13 protein-coding genes and 1 pseudogene are annotated in these 17,195 nt (G+C 39.9%); 8 read left to right on the forward strand and 6 right to left on the reverse strand.

Annotation, left to right across the window (positions count from 1 at the left end):
* Positions 1 to 31: 31 nt before the first annotated feature.
* The gene (locus I6F44_RS12510) at positions 32 to 2,608 is read left to right on the forward strand and encodes a glycoside hydrolase family 3 protein (RefSeq protein WP_197173880.1); all 2,577 of its coding nucleotides are present in this window, start codon (positions 32 to 34) and stop codon (positions 2,606 to 2,608) included.
* A 54-nt stretch (positions 2,609 to 2,662) separates the two neighbouring features.
* Here the strand turns inward: I6F44_RS12510 and I6F44_RS12515 are convergent, their stop codons facing one another.
* The 3 genes from I6F44_RS12515 to I6F44_RS12525 form a co-directional block, all read right to left on the reverse strand.
* A complete protein-coding gene (locus I6F44_RS12515; protein WP_197173881.1) occupies positions 2,663 to 4,150 on the reverse strand; it encodes a tryptophan halogenase family protein in 1,488 nt (495 codons plus the stop codon).
* Complete coding sequence (locus I6F44_RS12520) at positions 4,143 to 5,693, reverse strand: tryptophan halogenase family protein (RefSeq protein WP_197173882.1); 1,551 nt, start codon at positions 5,691 to 5,693, stop codon at positions 4,143 to 4,145. Before I6F44_RS12520 ends, I6F44_RS12515 begins: the two co-directional genes overlap by 8 nt.
* 102 nt (positions 5,694 to 5,795) lie before the next feature.
* Positions 5,796 to 8,762, reverse strand: coding sequence for a TonB-dependent receptor (locus tag I6F44_RS12525; protein ID WP_197173883.1), 2,967 nt, complete (start codon positions 8,760 to 8,762; stop codon positions 5,796 to 5,798).
* A 654-nt stretch (positions 8,763 to 9,416) separates the two neighbouring features.
* Here I6F44_RS12525 and I6F44_RS12535 point away from each other — a divergent pair.
* The 7 genes from I6F44_RS12535 to I6F44_RS12565 all read left to right on the forward strand — a co-directional run bounded on the left by I6F44_RS12535 (position 9,417) and on the right by I6F44_RS12565 (position 13,843).
* Positions 9,417 to 10,088 (forward strand): hypothetical protein, encoded by a 672-nt coding sequence (locus I6F44_RS12535; protein ID WP_007583329.1) that lies wholly within the window; start codon positions 9,417 to 9,419, stop codon positions 10,086 to 10,088.
* A 3-nt stretch (positions 10,089 to 10,091) separates the two neighbouring features.
* Positions 10,092 to 10,766: a Crp/Fnr family transcriptional regulator gene (locus I6F44_RS12540; protein WP_010553509.1), complete on the forward strand. Its 675-nt coding sequence runs from the start codon at positions 10,092 to 10,094 to the stop codon at positions 10,764 to 10,766.
* Positions 10,767 to 10,837: 71 nt separating this feature from the next.
* Complete coding sequence (locus I6F44_RS12545) at positions 10,838 to 11,245, forward strand: hypothetical protein (RefSeq protein WP_197173884.1); 408 nt, start codon at positions 10,838 to 10,840, stop codon at positions 11,243 to 11,245.
* 83 nt (positions 11,246 to 11,328) lie between these two features.
* Positions 11,329 to 11,832, forward strand: coding sequence for an Mpo1 family 2-hydroxy fatty acid dioxygenase (locus I6F44_RS12550; RefSeq protein WP_007583335.1), 504 nt, complete (start codon positions 11,329 to 11,331; stop codon positions 11,830 to 11,832).
* 60 nt (positions 11,833 to 11,892) lie between these two features.
* The gene (locus tag I6F44_RS12555) at positions 11,893 to 12,684 is read left to right on the forward strand and encodes an SDR family oxidoreductase (RefSeq protein WP_197173885.1); all 792 of its coding nucleotides are present in this window, start codon (positions 11,893 to 11,895) and stop codon (positions 12,682 to 12,684) included.
* A gap of 61 nt (positions 12,685 to 12,745) precedes the next feature.
* Complete coding sequence (locus I6F44_RS12560) at positions 12,746 to 13,339, forward strand: DUF2238 domain-containing protein (protein WP_007375475.1); 594 nt, start codon at positions 12,746 to 12,748, stop codon at positions 13,337 to 13,339.
* A gap of 60 nt (positions 13,340 to 13,399) precedes the next feature.
* Positions 13,400 to 13,843 carry a GNAT family N-acetyltransferase gene (locus I6F44_RS12565; protein WP_197173886.1) on the forward strand — a complete coding sequence of 148 codons (444 nt, stop codon included), beginning with the start codon at positions 13,400 to 13,402 and terminating at the stop codon, positions 13,841 to 13,843.
* A gap of 488 nt (positions 13,844 to 14,331) precedes the next feature.
* Here I6F44_RS12565 and I6F44_RS12570 read toward each other — a convergent pair whose 3' ends face one another.
* The 3 genes and pseudogenes from I6F44_RS12570 to I6F44_RS12580 form a co-directional block, all read right to left on the reverse strand.
* A complete protein-coding gene (locus tag I6F44_RS12570) occupies positions 14,332 to 14,727 on the reverse strand; it encodes a DUF3465 domain-containing protein (RefSeq protein WP_197173887.1) in 396 nt (131 codons plus the stop codon).
* A gap of 153 nt (positions 14,728 to 14,880) precedes the next feature.
* Positions 14,881 to 16,028 (reverse strand): IS3 family transposase gene (locus I6F44_RS12575; RefSeq protein WP_197173888.1). Its coding sequence is split into 2 segments (ribosomal slippage): positions 14,881 to 15,791 and positions 15,791 to 16,028, totalling 1,149 coding nucleotides; the frame shifts between segments, so codons are not numbered across the junction.
* Positions 16,029 to 16,347: 319 nt separating this feature from the next.
* Positions 16,348 to 17,009 (reverse strand): annotated as a pseudogene (locus I6F44_RS12580) (hypothetical protein).
* Positions 17,010 to 17,195 lie beyond the last annotated feature (186 nt).

The following is a 17,195-nucleotide window of genomic DNA, read 5'->3' on the forward strand; positions in this document are numbered from 1 at the left end:
AAACATACTGACACAACACAGGGCTATAAAAATGAAAAAAAGCTTAAACACTAAGAGGTTACGCATGCTCCCTATCTTAATAGGAGGATTATGCGTTTTAAGTGCGTGTAATAAACAAGAGGTTACCGCTAATAATAGCCAAGGCGCCGTAGCCAAAAAGGCTGAGCATGAGCAAGTTGATTTATCACTTTGGCCAACGCTTAAAAGTAAGGTAGTGAAAACGCCTGAAATTGAAAATACGATTGCACAGTATTTAAAAACAATGACGCTTGAACAAAAAGTAGCGCAGATGATCCAACCTGAAATTCGCGATATAACTACTGCAGACATGCGCAAATATGGTTTTGGTTCGTATTTAAATGGCGGTGGCTCGTTCCCGAATGCTAATAAACATGCAACGCCTGCAGATTGGATAACACTTGCTGAGAGCATGTATCAGGCATCAGTTGATGACTCAATTGATGGCAGTAAAATTCCAACCATGTGGGGCACTGATGCGGTACATGGCCATAATAATGTGATTGGGGCGACGTTATTCCCTCACAATATTGGTTTAGGTGCTGCTAATAACCCCGCATTAATTGAGCGAATTGCAGCAGCTACTGCAATAGAGGTAATGGCAACAGGCATAGATTGGGTGTTTGCACCGACTGTTGCGGTTGTGCGCGACGACCGATGGGGCAGAACGTACGAAGGCTACTCAGAAGACCCTGCAATTGTACGTGAATATTCAGCCGCAATTGTAAACGGATTGCAAGGCAGAGCCGATGAAGACTTTTTAAGTGACAAACGCGTAATTAGTACCGTTAAGCACTTTTTAGGCGATGGCGGCACGGTAGATGGTGACGATCAAGGCGATAACATTGATAGCGAAGAGGTGTTATATAATATTCATGCGCAAGGTTATATAGGTGGCTTAACCGCAGGTAGTCAGTCGGTTATGGCATCGTTTAATAGCTGGAATGGTAAAAAAAATCACGGCAACAAATACTTGCTTACTGATGTGTTAAAAACAAAAATGGGTTTTGATGGCTTTGTTGTAGGAGATTGGAACGGACACGGACAAGTTGCAGGCTGTACAAATGAAAGTTGCCCGCAGGCTGTTAATGCGGGGCTTGATATTTTTATGGTGCCAACGGGTGCTTGGAAACCACTTTATGAAAATACAATTAAACAAGTAAAAGCGGGCACAATAACAATGGCGCGAATAAATGACGCCGTAGCACGTATTTTACGCGTTAAATTACGTGCGGGTTTATTTGATAAACCAAGCCCCGAAAATCGAAAATATTCAGGTAAATTAGAACTAATAGGTGCGCCTGCACATCGCGATATTGCCCGCCAAGCCGTACAAGAGTCGTTAGTACTGCTTAAAAACAACAACCATTTATTACCGCTTAATCCATCAAGCAACATACTTATAGCAGGCGATGCGGCCGATAACATAGGCAAGCAATCGGGTGGTTGGAGTATTACGTGGCAGGGAACTAATAATCAAAATGCAGATTTTCCTGGGGCAACGTCTATTTATGCGGGGCTAAAAACGCAAATAGAGGCTGCTGGCGGTAACGCTATTTTAAGCCCAACGGTTGAGTTTAATACCAAACCCGATGTAGCCATTGTTGTATTTGGTGAAGAACCATACGCAGAGGGACATGGCGATAAAGACAACCTTGAGTTTGAACGTAACAATAAACGCTCTCTTAAAATATTAAAAACATTAAAGCAGCAAGGTATTGCGGTGGTATCGGTGTTTATATCGGGCAGACCAATGTGGGTTAACAGCGAGCTAAACGCGTCAGATGCATTTGTAGCAGCATGGCTTCCTGGCACTGAAGGACAAGGTATTGCAGATGTTTTACTAGCGGATGCAAGTGGGCAGGTACAATACGACTTTAAAGGTAAGTTGTCTTTCTCGTGGCCTAAATCGCCACTACAAACCGCAGTAAATAAGGGTGATGCTGATTACTCACCACTATTACCCTACGGCTTTGGCTTAACGTATAAAGATGAAAGTACGCTTGGCAATAATCTAAATGAAGACTCAGGTGTTGATATTAGTAACCTTGCGCCGCTATCTATATTTAATGGCAGCTTTAAAACACCGTGGCGTTTGTTTTTAAATTCAAACAGCGAGCAGCACCAAGTAGCAAGTAACAGTGTAAAGCTCGGCGGCATTACTTATCGCACTGAAGACAAAGCGATTCAAGAAGATGCGATGCAATTTAATTTTGATGGCACTGCAGCCAGCTATATCGAAATTAATAGTAACTTTACCGAAGACAAAGTGGCCTACATTGAAGCAAATTCGGCCCTTAGCTTTAGCTATAAAGTAAATCAAATACCTAGCTCACAGACATACCTTGCAATGAAGTGCGAACAAGGTTGTGGCGGCGAGCTTGATATTACCAATGAGCTTGAAAATGCTGATTTAAATACATGGCAAACCATGAGTATAGATTTAACGTGTTTTGCTAAAAAGGGCGTTGATTTTGCTAGAGTAACCAGCCCTTTTATTATTAAAACGGCAGGAGAGCTTAGCGTTTCAGTTGCAGATATTAGCTTTGAACCACAAAGCGCTAAAAGCGCCGTGGTTAAGTGTGAATAATAAAACGTAAAAGTTGTTGTGTGTACCCAAAGCTCTTAGTAATAAGGGCTTTTTTTATGCTGGGCAATACTGTTTTAAAAATTCATGGTGTGGTGGTAATTGGCCAACGCGCTGTTCTATTTGTTGCTTAATACCGTGTAAAAAACGGGTGAGCTCTTCATTACTCATCATGCTGGCTATTAAATGATGTTGATTAGGCTCAATACCTTGGCCAAGCATAACTTGCACCCACGAATCGACTCTAAAAATGTCGCCATCGTCTAAAAATACACGGCCAGTTTGCTTAAACAAATCAATTTTATGCTGAAGTGTTTTTGGCACTTCCATGGCGCTACAGTGTTGCCAAAACTCACTGTCATCGCGATTAGTTACTTTGTAGTGCAGCACAATAAAGTCGCGAATATTTTCAATTTCGCTTTTAAGCTGTTTGTTGTATTCGTCAATTGCGTGATTGGTAATGCCATTAAACGGAAATAAACGCATAAAGCGAATAATACCCGACATAATTAAGTGAATGCTGGTGGACTCAAGTGGCTCTACAAAACCGCTAGCAAGGCCAAGCGCTAGGCAGTTTTTGTTCCACCCTTTTAAGCGACGCCCTGTTTTAAATTTAATAATACGGGGCTCTGTAAGCGGCTCACCTTCAATATTATTTAATAATAGCGCTTTGGCTTGTTCGTCATCCATATATTGGCTGCAATAAACTAATCCGTTGCCTACACGGTTTTGCAGCGGTATACGCCATTGCCAGCCGTTTTTATGGGCAATAGAGCGGGTAAGTGGCAATACGGTCTCGCTGGTTGATTTTGTTTGCACCGCAATGGCGCTGTTACACGGTAGTAAATGCGACCAGTCTTCGTAGCCAGTATGTAATGCTTGCTCTATTAATAAGCCTCTAAAGCCGGTGCAATCAATAAAAAAGTCGCCGTTAATGTGCTCGCCATTATTTAAAGTAAGTGATTCTATATGGCCCGTTTTAGTGTTTTTTACTACTTTTTGTATTTTACCTTCAATGCGTTTTACACCTAATGGTTCTGAAAATTCACGTAAAAACTGCGCGTAACGCGTAGCATCCATATGGTAGGCATAGTTAATGGGATTTTGCTGATTAAACGCAAATTTACCGGCTTTAGCCGCTTGCAGCTCGTAGCAGTAATCGCCAAATGGGTTGTTTATTCCAAGTGCTTTACCTTGCAGCCAAAAGTGATGAAATTCACCCGCCCAACATTCTTTGCCCGTTGCGCCAAATGAGTGAATATAATGCGTGTTTTCATCGCCCCAGTTTTCAAAGCTAATACCTAATTTAAAACTAGCTTGAGTGGCTTTCATAAATGCTTGCTCGTTTATACCCAGCAATTTATGAAATGTACGAATAGGCGGAATTGTTGCCTCGCCAACGCCCACAGTGCCAATATCGTCAGATTCAACAAGGGTTATGTTTATATTGTTGCCAACTAATTTAGCAAGTGCAGCTGCGGCCATCCAACCTGCAGTGCCGCCTCCAGCAATTACTACGTTTTTAACAGCGTTTGTTTTAGTCATTATGTGGCTGCCCATTATTTGATAAAAGGTGATTTAAAAGCGCGCGATTACTTGGCAGTCCATTTAAACACTGCGCTATTTTTTCGCGATTTTGCTGATAATAGTAATCCCCAGCACGTGGATCGTTAAATGTATTTTGTGCAGATACTGTTTGTGTATTAAAGCCCATGCCATATAAAACGTATTGATAACTGCTTGATGAAAACACTTCTTCGTTTTCAATAAAATCAAAGCGGCTAGGGGGCTGAAATTGCCAAAGTTTAAGTAAGTTTTGCAGGCGCTCGGGTGCGGTATCTAAATTACTAATATCTTGCCAATAAGGAGTGTCGTCGCGCTCGCTTAGCACATAATGAAGTTTTAAAAACTCAATAACGCGCTGCCAACGAGTGCTAAAACGATCATTAAAACGCGTTTCAAGCTGGCTCATGTGTGTGCGGTTTTGCGGTAGTTGCTCGCTTATCATACTAATTGAAAGTTCAACCATGGCAAGTGCTGACGCTTCAAGTGGCTCTAAAAAGCCAGCAGACATACCCACAGCAACACAGTTTTTAATCCAAAATTGTTGCCTGTAACCAGGGCTGAATTTTAATACGCGGTAGGTAAGTTGCTCAGCTTGTTGCTCACTGGTACTTTTAGCTATGTAGCTTTTTAGAGTATTTGTTGCGCTTTTATCGCTTTGATATTTACTACTAAATACATAACCTGTACCACGGCGCGTTGGCAGGGCTATATCCCAAATCCAACCGTTACTTTGCGCTGTAGATAGCGTAGCAGAGGCAACTGGCTGATCGGCGTGTGCATTAGGTATTTGCGCCGCAACAGCGCTGTTATTAAATAAAATATGATCTTGCGCTATAAACTCACTATTAAAATGCTCACCAATTAAACGAGCGCAAGAGCCTGAGCAATCTATAAATAAATCACCTATTATATCGCCATTATTATTTGTTTTTAATGCGGCAATGTAGCCATGATCGTCGTTCATAACGTGGCTTACATCGTCAGTAATATGAGTAACATTTAGGTTTTGAATACAGTGATTTTTCAAAAATTCAGCAAATTTACCTGCATCCAAATGATAGCCATAGTTGGTGACCGCTGCATATTCGGGTGTTTGTAATTGCTTTGGTGCAAGTGCTGCTTGGCATACAAAGCTTTGCATATTAACAACGTCGGCAAATTTTTGATTAGGTGCAATACGTTGCCAGCTGGCGTGTAAATTAGTGTGCTCGTAGCCTTGTGGATTCATAAAAGGGTGGTAGTAGTTTTCTCCCTCGCTGAGGTTTCGCCAATTTATAAATTTAGAACCTTGCTTAAATGACGCGTCGCATTGGGTTATAAAATCACTTTCTTTAATGCCAATGCGCTGTAGGGTGTTGCGCATTGACGGCCACGTGCCTTCGCCCACACCCAATATAGGCACATTTGCCGACTCCACTAACGTTACATTAAGGTGCGGGTGTTCGGCGGCTAATAAGCCTGCGCTTAGCCAGCCGGCAGTACCACCACCTAAAACGACTATTTTTGTTATTGGTTTGGTCATGAGTTAACACTCTAAAGTTGATAACAATTAAACTAGCATTAATACTGTTTTAAATACAAAAAAGCCGCTAGTAAAAACTAACGGCTTTACTTTGTATTACCTTTAGAAGTTGTAACGCATACCAATATTGTAACGTGCACCTAGCTGTTGTAGGTTCCACAATTGAACTGACGTACGGCCATGTTCGCGGCTGTTTTGTTCAGTAATATTAAGGCCTTCAACAAAAAACGATAGTTGCTCGCTGTAGTTGTACGCAACATTAAAGTCGATTTGATAATATTCTTCAGTAAAGCCTGGCTCATTTACGTATCGAGCTGCGCTATTTAAAAACTTATCACGCCAGTTGTAAGCAATACGTGCTTGAAAATCGTCGTTTTCGTACATTGCAATAAAGTTAGCTGTATCGCTTAAACCCACTAGTGCAAATTGTGTAGTAGTAGGGTCAGCGTTTACATCAAAGTCTATGTCGCCATTAACAGTGGTGTAGTTTGCTTGCACCCCAAAACCGCTTTCACCAAAAAAGTGCTGAAAGGCAATTTCGAAACCATCAATTGTGGCATTTTTATTGTTGGTAGGTACTTGCGCTGTAAATTCTAGTAATGGGTCATCGCTGTTAGCAATTACATCGTAGGCGGCTTCAAACTCTTCGTAGGTCATAGAGTCAAAATCAACGTTGTTTTCTGTTGCGGCAACCATTTGAAATAAGTTTGAATCGGTTACTGCAAGTCCGCGAGATTCTAGCTCAGCAATGGCAGCTTGAGCGCGAGGGCCCGCTGTTGCATCACGTAATCCGTAGTAGTTTTGTGTCATGGGTGTTAAACCAATAAAGTTTTCGATGTCTTTAGTGTAATAACCTACCGACACATAACTTGTTTCTGCAAAGTACCACTCAGCCGATACATCAATATTATCTGATTCAAGCGGCACTAAACCAGGGTTACCTGTTGACGCTGTAGCTGGTGAAGAGCCCGCTAAAAGAGTAGGGGCACCTGGTACACCAACAGTCGCTGCTGAACTTAAGTTGTCGTAAGTTGGGCGAGCAATTGTTGTGCTATAAGAAAAACGCGCTTTTACGTTTTCAATTACTTCTATGTCAAAGTCAAAGCTTGGTAAAAAGTGATCGTAGCTAGATTTAAGCGTGAAATCTTCTTTATCTGAGCCAAAACGAACGTTAAAGTCGTTATTACCTTCCCATGCTACTGCGTTAGGTAAGTCGATATTAGCCGTAGAGGTAATGTCGGTAGACTCTTGGCGTGCGCCAATAACAATGTTGTATGGCATATCGCCAATGTAGCCGTTGTAAGTAAATTGCACAAACGCTGCGGTTATGTCTTCTTCAATGGTGCGGTTAGTTGCAAATGCGCCATCGGCTGCAAAGTTAAAGCCGTACTCTTCACCTGCCCAGTAACCAATTTGCGATGCGCTGCCGGTATAACCTTGGTTGAACGAGCCCGATGTATCGTAGTCGTCAAACTCAGCTAAAAAGTTTGTTGGGTTTAGGTAGCCATCAGGTAGTTCGCCTGGGTTTTCGATACCCCAGTTACCCATTGTATTACGTGTAAGTGATTGCAGTGAATGGCTTTCCATAGAGCGAGACTCTATACCAAAGTCAATTGCACTGTTTTCAATTTCGTATTTACCATGGATTCTAAATTCTGTGATTTCAGATTCTTGGCGAGCAAAGTTAGAATCTAAAATAGACGTACCCACATCAGAGGCATCTAACGTGTTATTACAATTTAGGTTGTCTCGGCGGCAATCATCAAAATCGATACTCATTGATGGAAGCTCACGGCTAAAATCAACTTCTTGTGCGTTAACTACGTTTGCGCCCAAGCCTGCGTTTACCCAGCTGCCGTAAGGTGCATCTGGTTTGCTAGTGGCTTTTGAATTGTGCGCATCAAACATAAAGCTCAATTCTGAATTGAAATAGTATTCAACGTTTAAACCAATAGAGTCGTTTTGGTTAACTTGGTTTAGCTCTTGAAACGCTAAACCTAAATCGCGTGTTTGCTGATCGCGACGTTCTTCTCGGTAGTAAATAGGGGTTTTTACCGTGTTATCGTCAAATGTTAACGCGCTTTTGTAGTTATCCATCCATATTGATTGCTCAGCACGGGCTTCGAATAAATCTTGCTTAGAGTACGTGTAATCAAGCGTGGCTGTTAAATCGTCAATTGGGCTGTACTGCAGCGTTAATTGCGCGTTTGTACGAGTACGTTCTCTGTCGGCAATGGTGTAGCGCAAATCTGATGGCATTGAATAAAGCTGACCAACAGCGGGTGCATTAGTTAAAACAATATCGTCTGCTGCTTGTGGGATTGTGCCGTCAAAAGCAGATGTATTCCATTGATTTACAAACGCACCTGTTGATGAGCTATCGCGCTGTTGCATGCTTGCAGTTAACGAGGCACCAAATTTAGCTTCACTGTCGGTCCAGCTAATTAAGCCCGAAAGCTCTGGTGTTATGTCATCACCAACGCGGTTTGTTGAGTCGTGTAATGCTTTTACGCCAATGCTTGAAACAAAGCCTGGATTGTCGAGTGGGCGAGCCGTATTAATATTAATTGTTGCGCCAATACCACCTGATGCAATACTTGCTTTACCTGTTTTGTATACTTCAACTGATTTAACGCTATCAGACGCTAAGTTTGCAAAGTCAAAAGCACGAGAGCTGGGTGTACCACCGCCTGCAGGCAAAGATGCCGCCGGCATTGTACGACCGTTTAGGGTTACCATGTTGTAGTCGGGACCAAAACCACGAACCGTTACTTTAGAGCCTTCACCATTTGAACGATCAATCGACACACCCGTAATACGCTGTAGCGACTCGGCTAAGTTGGTATCGGGGAATTTACCAATATCTTCAGCTGATATAGCATCTACAACACCTGCGGCGTCGCGTTTTAAACGAGTCGACTCTTTAATACTGCTTTTAAAACCAGTAACTTGGATTACTTCAACGTCTGTATTTGCTTCTTGTGCATATACAGGCAAAGAGATTGATGCACCTAAAATCAGAGATAGGCTGGTCGCTATCTTTGTTTTTCTTACAATATGGTTGGACATTCGGTTTCCCTCGCGCTTTTATCATTATTATTAACAGCTTGTATGGGGCTGTTATTGTGTAGTTATAAACATTGTCAAATGTGTGGAAGCGCTTCCATAAAAGTTTATTTAACTGAGCTTTGTGGAAGCGCTTCCAGAAATGCTAGTTTAAATTTTAAATAGGGTCAACTATTGTTTTAATAAAATGAGACTAAATTGTTTTTAAAATGTATGCTTTTTAGATTTAAATTTATTTAAATTATAAATTACAGGTGGTTATAAAAAACCGTTTTAAATAGTTGTGTAACAACATTTTATTATAAGAAAACCGATTATTGATTCATTTAGTTATTAAAACACTTTATGGTGTTTCAACATCAGCTTTTACTACAGGCTAAAATTAGTAGGTAGAGCGTTGGTGACTAAACCTAGGCACCTTTGCTGAAAATTTACACATTATTAAATGTGAAATTTCTAGGCACCTAAAACAGAGGGTATCTCATTTTATGAATCGGTCATTAAAAAATCAGCAATTGTTTAAAAAATCGTTAATTAAATCACTAAAAAGTAACGTAGTTTTTGCAGAAGATGGTTTAAAAATAAACTTATAAAGTATTGCGCATAAGAGTGTTGCGGGTCGCTAGTTTTATCGCTATTTTAAAGGCTCTCTCATAGATGGATTTTATTATGCGCATTAAATTTTTAGCGAGCTTTTATTCTTTCTTCTTGTTTGCACTGTTTGGTTGTGACGATCAAAGCATGGCAATGCAAGATAGCCCTCAGCTAAATAGTAATGCAAGTAACTTACCCTCTGATCTCAAAGTAAACACACCTCCAGCAGCTCAAACAAACGAACCCGCTTTAGTGGTCGGTATGCTAGCAACACATTGTAAAAGTAATGAAGCAGCCTACATTAACGCAAAAATGCATAAAGTTGTGCGTAACCCAGATGAAAGTACAGCCTACAAGTTAGAACCTACCGATAAAGTGCTTTCTATTTGTGTTGCAAAAGATGACTCATCGCTTAGTTATCGATTTGGTAGAGTTAATGACATAGGGCTTGAAAAAGAAGCAACACCGGATGCTCCATTTGGTAGTTACTACAGGCAAGTAGGGCGTATTGGCGAGAGTATTTTATTTTTTAGTAACGGCGAATATCATTATTATATTATTAACTCAGGCGGTATGGGCAGCGGTGTAACCGTTAATGTTTATAAAAACGATACATTAATAACTGAGCTGTTTTCGGGTAATGATCCTTACGATGATTTTGTTATAGCAACCGATTTAAATTTCCCTAAAAAATTGGTTATCGAAAAACAGCCATTTAATAAGCAAATGCAGTAAATAATGACTCCACAGCAGCAAAACGTAATAGAGCAAGGGCATTGGTTTAAAAACCGTAGCGCTTATTTAAAAAGCTTTTTATTAACGCAGGGCAAAACGCTCTCGCTAAAAGCTCAGCAATCATTATTTTTGCGAGGTGATAAGCACGATGGAATTTATGCCGTGCTTAGCGGCGTGGTGCGTATTAGTGGCGTAAGTAACGAAGGCAAAGAAGCCGTATTGAGCTTTATTGATTCATCACTGTGGTTTGGCGAAGTTACCTTGTTTGATGGTGGCCTGCGTACTCATGATGTATATGCACAAACTGATGTTGTGCTTTTTTACGTGCCCCAACGCGAGCTTGAACAGCTATTAAACGAACAGCCACAATATTGGCAAGAGTTTGGTTTATTGCTGGCACAAAAGTTACGCCTAATGTTTACCTCAATGGAAGATCACGCATTACTAAGTGCTGAGCAAAAAGTATGCAATCGACTTTTAATGCTCAGCGAGCATACAGAGCACTTAACACCGCTTGTTTTATCTCAGCAGCAACTTGCTGATATGACCTACCTAACGCGCCAAACTATTAATCAAATACTGCAACAGCTTGTTAGCCTACAAGCCATTAGTTTGGGGTATCAACGCATAACTGTTTTAGATAAACAAAAGTTACAGGCGCGTGCTACACAAGCTTAAATAGAGACTGTTTTATTTAGTTGGAACCAAAATTGCTACAGATAATGTAACGCAACAATGGATTTGAGCTAATGACTACAATAACCTTTAAAAATCAATATAGTAATTATAACTCTCCTACAGTAAATAAAGCGGCAGGTTCAAGCGAAGTTGCGGCAACTAATACCCTCCCTAATGAAAAAACAAGTGATGCTAAAGGCATTACCTCAGCCCCTAAAGAACCAACGTTTTTAGAAAGTGCTCAAGAAGCGTTGGTTTATCAGCGCTTAGGTGTAAACAAAAACAAAATAGACGAGCTAAAAGCGACAATAGAAGAGCTCATTAAAGAACAGCAAAGTGAGGGCGCAGACCCTAGCGCAATTGCTGATAAAATAGAGGAACTTCAAAAAATGCTTGAGCAAGAGTATCAAAAAGGGCGCGAGCGAACGGATATGAAAGGTGAGCATGAGCTGGGTAAAATAATTTCTGCATTTGTTTAATTTACAAAATGTCGGATACCTGACATTGTTGCTGTGCTTACTTTTGCTAAAGTAAGTTTTATATATAAAATAAAGGCAAAACAATGAAAACACTTCAACAGCAACTTGGTAAATATGGTTTATATCATCGTTCTAAACGTAATGTACTAACGCACTTTATTGGTATTCCGCTCATTGTATTTGCAGCGTTGTGTTTACTAGCGCGTATTCAAATACCCCTTGGTAGCTTTGTAATTGATGGCGCACAACTTTTTGTATTAGCGTCGGTTGTTTATTATTTTATGCTGAGCTTTTCGCTTGGCTTTATTATGGCCGTGATATTCACTTTACTCCTTGTTGGTGCTCAGCCTATTGCGGCAATGGCGTTTTGGTCTTGGTTGAGTATTGGCGTAGGTGTGTTTGTATTTGGCTGGGTATTACAGTTTATTGGGCACTATTACGAAGGTAAAAAACCAGCGTTTGTAGATGACCTAATTGGCTTAATTATTGGCCCTTTATACGTAACTGTTGAACTACTATTTTTAATGGGTTTTTACAAAACATTAGAAGATGAAGTAAACGCAATAGCAGGTCCTACAAAGGCGTAAAATACTTTACTAAGTACCTTTATAAAACCTAATAAATAACAATAAAAGGGCAGATAACGCATGCAATATAATAATAAAACCGTGTGGATCACCGGCGCATCATCAGGTATTGGTAAAGAGCTTGCTATACAATTTGCCGAGCTTGGAGCGCGCGTTATTTTATCGGCGCGCAATATAGATAAACTAAACGATTTAAAAGCAACGCTTAAAGGCGAAGGGCACTTAGTTGTGCCGCTGGACTTAGCTCAGCCAGAGCATGTACTGAGTACAGTAACAGCAAAAATGAACGATCTTCCTGCAATTGATATTTTAATTAATAACGGCGGCGTATCGCAGCGCAGTTTATTTTTAGAAAACGACTTTAACGTGTACCGCCAATTAATGGAGGTTAATTACTTTGGCTTAATTGCACTTACTAAAGCTGTATTGCCTGCTATGGTGGCAAGGCGCAGTGGCTCAATTGTGTCTATTAGTAGTGTGGCGGGTAAAGTTGGTTCAAAATTTAGAACAGGTTATTCGGGTTCTAAATATGCGGTGGTTGGTTTTATGGATTGCCTACGTGCAGAAGTAGCACAACATAATATTCATTGTTTAACAATTTGCCCAGGCTCTATTAAAACAGCAATTGCGCATAACTCACTAAACGAGCAAGGCATAGCGCAAAATAAACCAGAAGAGTCGATAGAAAATGGCATGGATGTAAGCGTAGCAGCTTCAAAAATGATTCGTGCCATTAGTAATAAAAAAGACGAAGTGATTATTGGCAAAGGTTTAAGTGGTTGGGCGCCTACAATTAAGCGCTTTTTTCCTACTTTGTTTAATCGCATTACTGCAAAAACAAACTATAGGTAGCGTCGTTTATTTCAAAGGCGTAAAATGCCGTAAATTTGATCAATTTAGAAAAGGATTCTAAATGAAGTATTTATGGCTGAGCCTGTTTTTTATTGTATTAATTTGGTCTGGTATTAACCCAAAAGATCAATTTACATGGCTGCTTGAAGTTATCCCCGCAATTATTGGTTTAGTGCTGCTAGCAAGTACCTATAGCCACTTTAAACTTACCCCTATTTTATATACATTTATTTTAGCGCATTGCATTGTGCTGATGATTGGCGGGCATTACACCTACGCCGAAGTCCCTTTTTTCGACAACCTATTTGGTAGTGAGCGTAATAACTACGATAAAGTAGGGCACTTTTTTCAAGGGTTTGTACCTGCACTACTAGCACGCGAAATTTTACTGCGCAAAAAAGTAGTAAATGGTCGAGGCTGGTTAATCACCTTTGTTATTTCGGTATGTTTAGCATTTAGCGCGTTTTACGAATTAATAGAGTGGTGGGTTGCAGTATTAAGCGGCGAAAACGCAGAAGCATTTTTAGGCACGCAAGGTTACGTGTGGGATACCCAATCAGATATGGGACTGGCGTTATTTGGGGCTATTTGCTCGCTATTAGTACTTTCAAGAGTACACGACAAACAGCTAAAAAACGTTAAAGATTATTTATAGGCTATAGGAACGTTCTATAGAAATGTCTATAAAAACATTGGTAAAAAAGACTACTAACTTATGACAGTAAACACTAGTGATTACTCAATTAGCACAGACAAAAGTAAACTTAACTTTAACGTTATTTATAACTTTATTGCTAATAGCTATTGGGCCAAAGGCATTCCTAAAAGCGTGATGCAATCAGCTATTGATAACTCAATGTGCTTTGGTGTTTACAGCGCTCATAATGAGCAAGTTGGATTTGCCCGAGTAGTGACCGATAAAGCAACCTTTGCTTATTTAGCAGATGTATTTATTGCCCCGCACTTGCAAGGTAATGGGCTGAGTAAGTTACTTATTAAAACGATAGTAGAGCACCCTGAGCTGCAAGGGCTCAGGCGCTTTTTATTAGCTACTTCTGATGCGCATGGCCTTTATGCGCAATACGGGTTTAAACCGATAGATAACCCCGCACTACTAATGCAAATAAATCCTGAGAATGTGTATGGTAATATTAAGTAGAGAATACATTCTAAAGTGGGGATTATTATTGATGATTCATTATATAGCTAATTAGTAAGCTATTTTTTAAGTTATCAACTTTCTGACAGCAGGTATTAATACTCCTTTAAATACGATATTTTTTCTTCATTGATAGAGAAAAAGAAAGTACAAATAGAGCCAACCACCAAGCAGCAAATACCCACAATCCAGGCTTAAGCTCACACCATTCTGTAATGTTAATAACACCATATATGAACAGACTTAGAGAGATGAATGGTAAAATAAATAGGGAGTAAAACAGATATATAATAAAGTTTGATAGAAGTTTTTGATACAGTTTATGCTCATTATCAGAGCGAAACTCGATCATTAAAAAATACATTGTGAAGATATAAGCAAGGTAATTACTTGTAATAAACACCAGCCTAAAGCCGCTAGAATCGCTATCCATTGCATTGTCATTTTTCGTTTTCCTTGCGCTTTTACTTGAAGAGACCGTTATGAAGCTATTGGTACGTTTTACCTTTGTGCTTTAACCAACCATCAACGTGATGTCCATTTGGATCTTTATGAGTCCAGTGTACTACGCCCCCTTTTTTATTCCACTCATACTCACCGTAAAATTGAACAGTATCACCCTTTGAAATCAAATTAATTCTTGGGGCAAGGTCAATATTATGTGCAATTAAAATAGTAATACCTGTACTTAATTTAAGAATAAATTTTTGATGACGTGAGCCTTGATTATCATCGTTTAATATACGAACAACAATTCCCGAATCTTGTACTTGAACGTTACTTTGGTGATTTTTGTATGCTTCATTCAAAGATGTAGCATTTACAAAATTTGACCACTGTAGAAAAGTAAACCCGACTAAAATATATATTAATAACTTACGCATACATTAAATCTTCCTTAGTTCTATAACGCCACAAAAACGGCTGTAATCTGTGAAGTACGGATAATAGTATGATGGTTTTTAGTTGAGGTGTAATCAATTCTTAACTGACATTCTTTTTACTTTCACTTGGCAGTATGGACTTCCCAGCTTTCACTAGACAGTTTTTAATTCAGAATAATACGCTTCTTCAAACTTAGCAGGTGAAACACCGCCTGTATGTGAGTGGCGCTTTTTTGGATTGTAAAACATTTCTATAAAATTGAATATCTCACCTTTCGCATCTTCGCGTGTCGAGTATATCTTACGCTTAACTATTCGCTTTTTAATTGTCGCAAAAAAGCTTTCAGCAACCGCATTATCATGACAGTTCCCAGCGCGGCTCATCGAAGGCACAAGATTATGTTCTTTCATAAATGCGAGATAGTCTGCGCTACCGTATTGACTACCTTGATCACTATGCACCATTACCTCAGCCTTCGGTTGACGTTGATATACAGCCATCAACAATGCGTTTATAACAAGGTGCTTATCCATATTTTTATCCATCGACCAACCCACAATACGCCTAGAGAATAAATCCATTACTGTTGCCACATATAAAAAACCTTCATAAGTTCTTATGTAAGTTATGTCGCTCACCCATGATTGATTCGGCGCAGGTGGGTTAAATTGACGCGCTAATAAGTTATCTGCAATCCGCGATGTCTTACCGCCTTTAATATGGCGACGCTTATACCCAATTTGCGCTTTAAGCTTATGTTGTCGCATGATCTTAGCGACACGATTTACGCTGCATTGCTCACCGGCTTCACGCAAGTCTGCATGTATCCAAGGGCTACCATACGTGCCGCCACTGGCTACATAAAACTCTTTAATGAGCTTCAACAAGCGATTATCTTCAAGCGCTCTATTGCTTAAGGGCTTTTTTAACCACGCATAAAAACCACTGCGATGCAGTTTAAAAAGGCGGCACATCGTTGTGATAGAAAATTCATCTTGGTGATCACGAATGAAGCCGTACTTTACTCGGGGTTGCTGGCAAAGTACCTTGCGGCCTTTTTTAAAATATCCCGTTCCTCCGTGACACGTTTCAATTGTGCCTCTAATTTAGCGATCTTCAATTTTTCATCGGATGATTGAACGGATTTAGGTTTATCTGATAACTGACTCCGCCAGTGATATAACGTTTTGGTGCAAATATCTAATCGCTCAGCGACTTCTGCAACTGAATATCCACGCTCAGTAATTTGTTTAACAGCCGCTTCTTTAAACTCTTGGGTATACCGTTTGCCTTTGCTCATAAAACACCTCTTATTAGAAGTTACAATGTAACTTATTGGGTGTCTAGCAAACTATGGGAAGTCCAGTAATCAAAAAATACTAAATCTGTATAGATTATTAGTATAGATTATTAAACCAGACAGCCACTCCAAATAAATAAAGTCAATCTAGGCTAGATTCACTTTTTAGGTTAAGAATTTATCTTTTACTACTCGGTTACTTACCTTTCATCCATAAAATAACTCATTATCACGCTTAAACCTAAATTAAGCGCATGAAAATAACTGCATAATGCAGTTGTGATTTATTACTGAATAGTTTTACTGAGTAGTTTAAATTTTATGCCAGTAGTTTTTCGCAGTTACTGATATTCGCTCGCCGCTTTCGCTTTAAGTTTTCACAATAACTTGCTTGTGAGGCTGGCCTGCCTACTGCGCCATGAAATACGCGCGTAAATTGGGTTGTAAGCTTTAACCAGTTTTCGGGGGAAATATGAACTCTTTCGAGTAAGGGTAAGTGTGTACTTTCAATATAACCACGTTTACCCTCTCGTATACAGCGCCCTGTTAATTCAACAAGTTCAAGGTACGATTTAAGCTCAAACGGGAGTCCTTTTGGCATTATCTGACGTGGCATGCCTGCAAAGCGCAGTAGTTGTTTTGGTTGTTTGCCTTCTTTTGCATATGTTAGTCGCTGTTTAACGCTGGTGTGGTCTGATTCCTCAGGCGTGTTAGCCATTTTAGCTCTAATTGGGTTTAAATCGACATACGCCATACAGCACTAAGTGCGTATGATTACCCATAACGGTATAAGCACATATATCAATACAAAATACCTTATAACTCAAGCAGCTTAACTTCAACCCAGCCTCTGGGGTGCTCGTAAGATTGACCTGTAAAGTGGTCTTCACCACATAAAAATGCACGGCGCACGCAACGCGAAATACAGTGATAATATTTTGTATCAACCAAACTTACTTGACGCTTTATTGCAATTGCCATGTGACACCCTGCTTGTTTTTTGCACTAAATAAAGGGTGACCTCTAACTTCGAAAAGTGCAAAATTTAGGATGGGTGATGAGATGGACGCTCCCCAAAACGGCGTCAATGCGCCAAACTGGTAATTGAACTCACTCAGTTAAAAGGGAACGTCCGTCATGAAAATTAGCACATTATCAATTGATTTG

It is taken from the genome of Pseudoalteromonas sp. NZS11_1 (genome assembly GCF_015864275.1).
GTDB classification, from domain to species: domain Bacteria; phylum Pseudomonadota; class Gammaproteobacteria; order Enterobacterales; family Alteromonadaceae; genus Pseudoalteromonas; species Pseudoalteromonas arctica.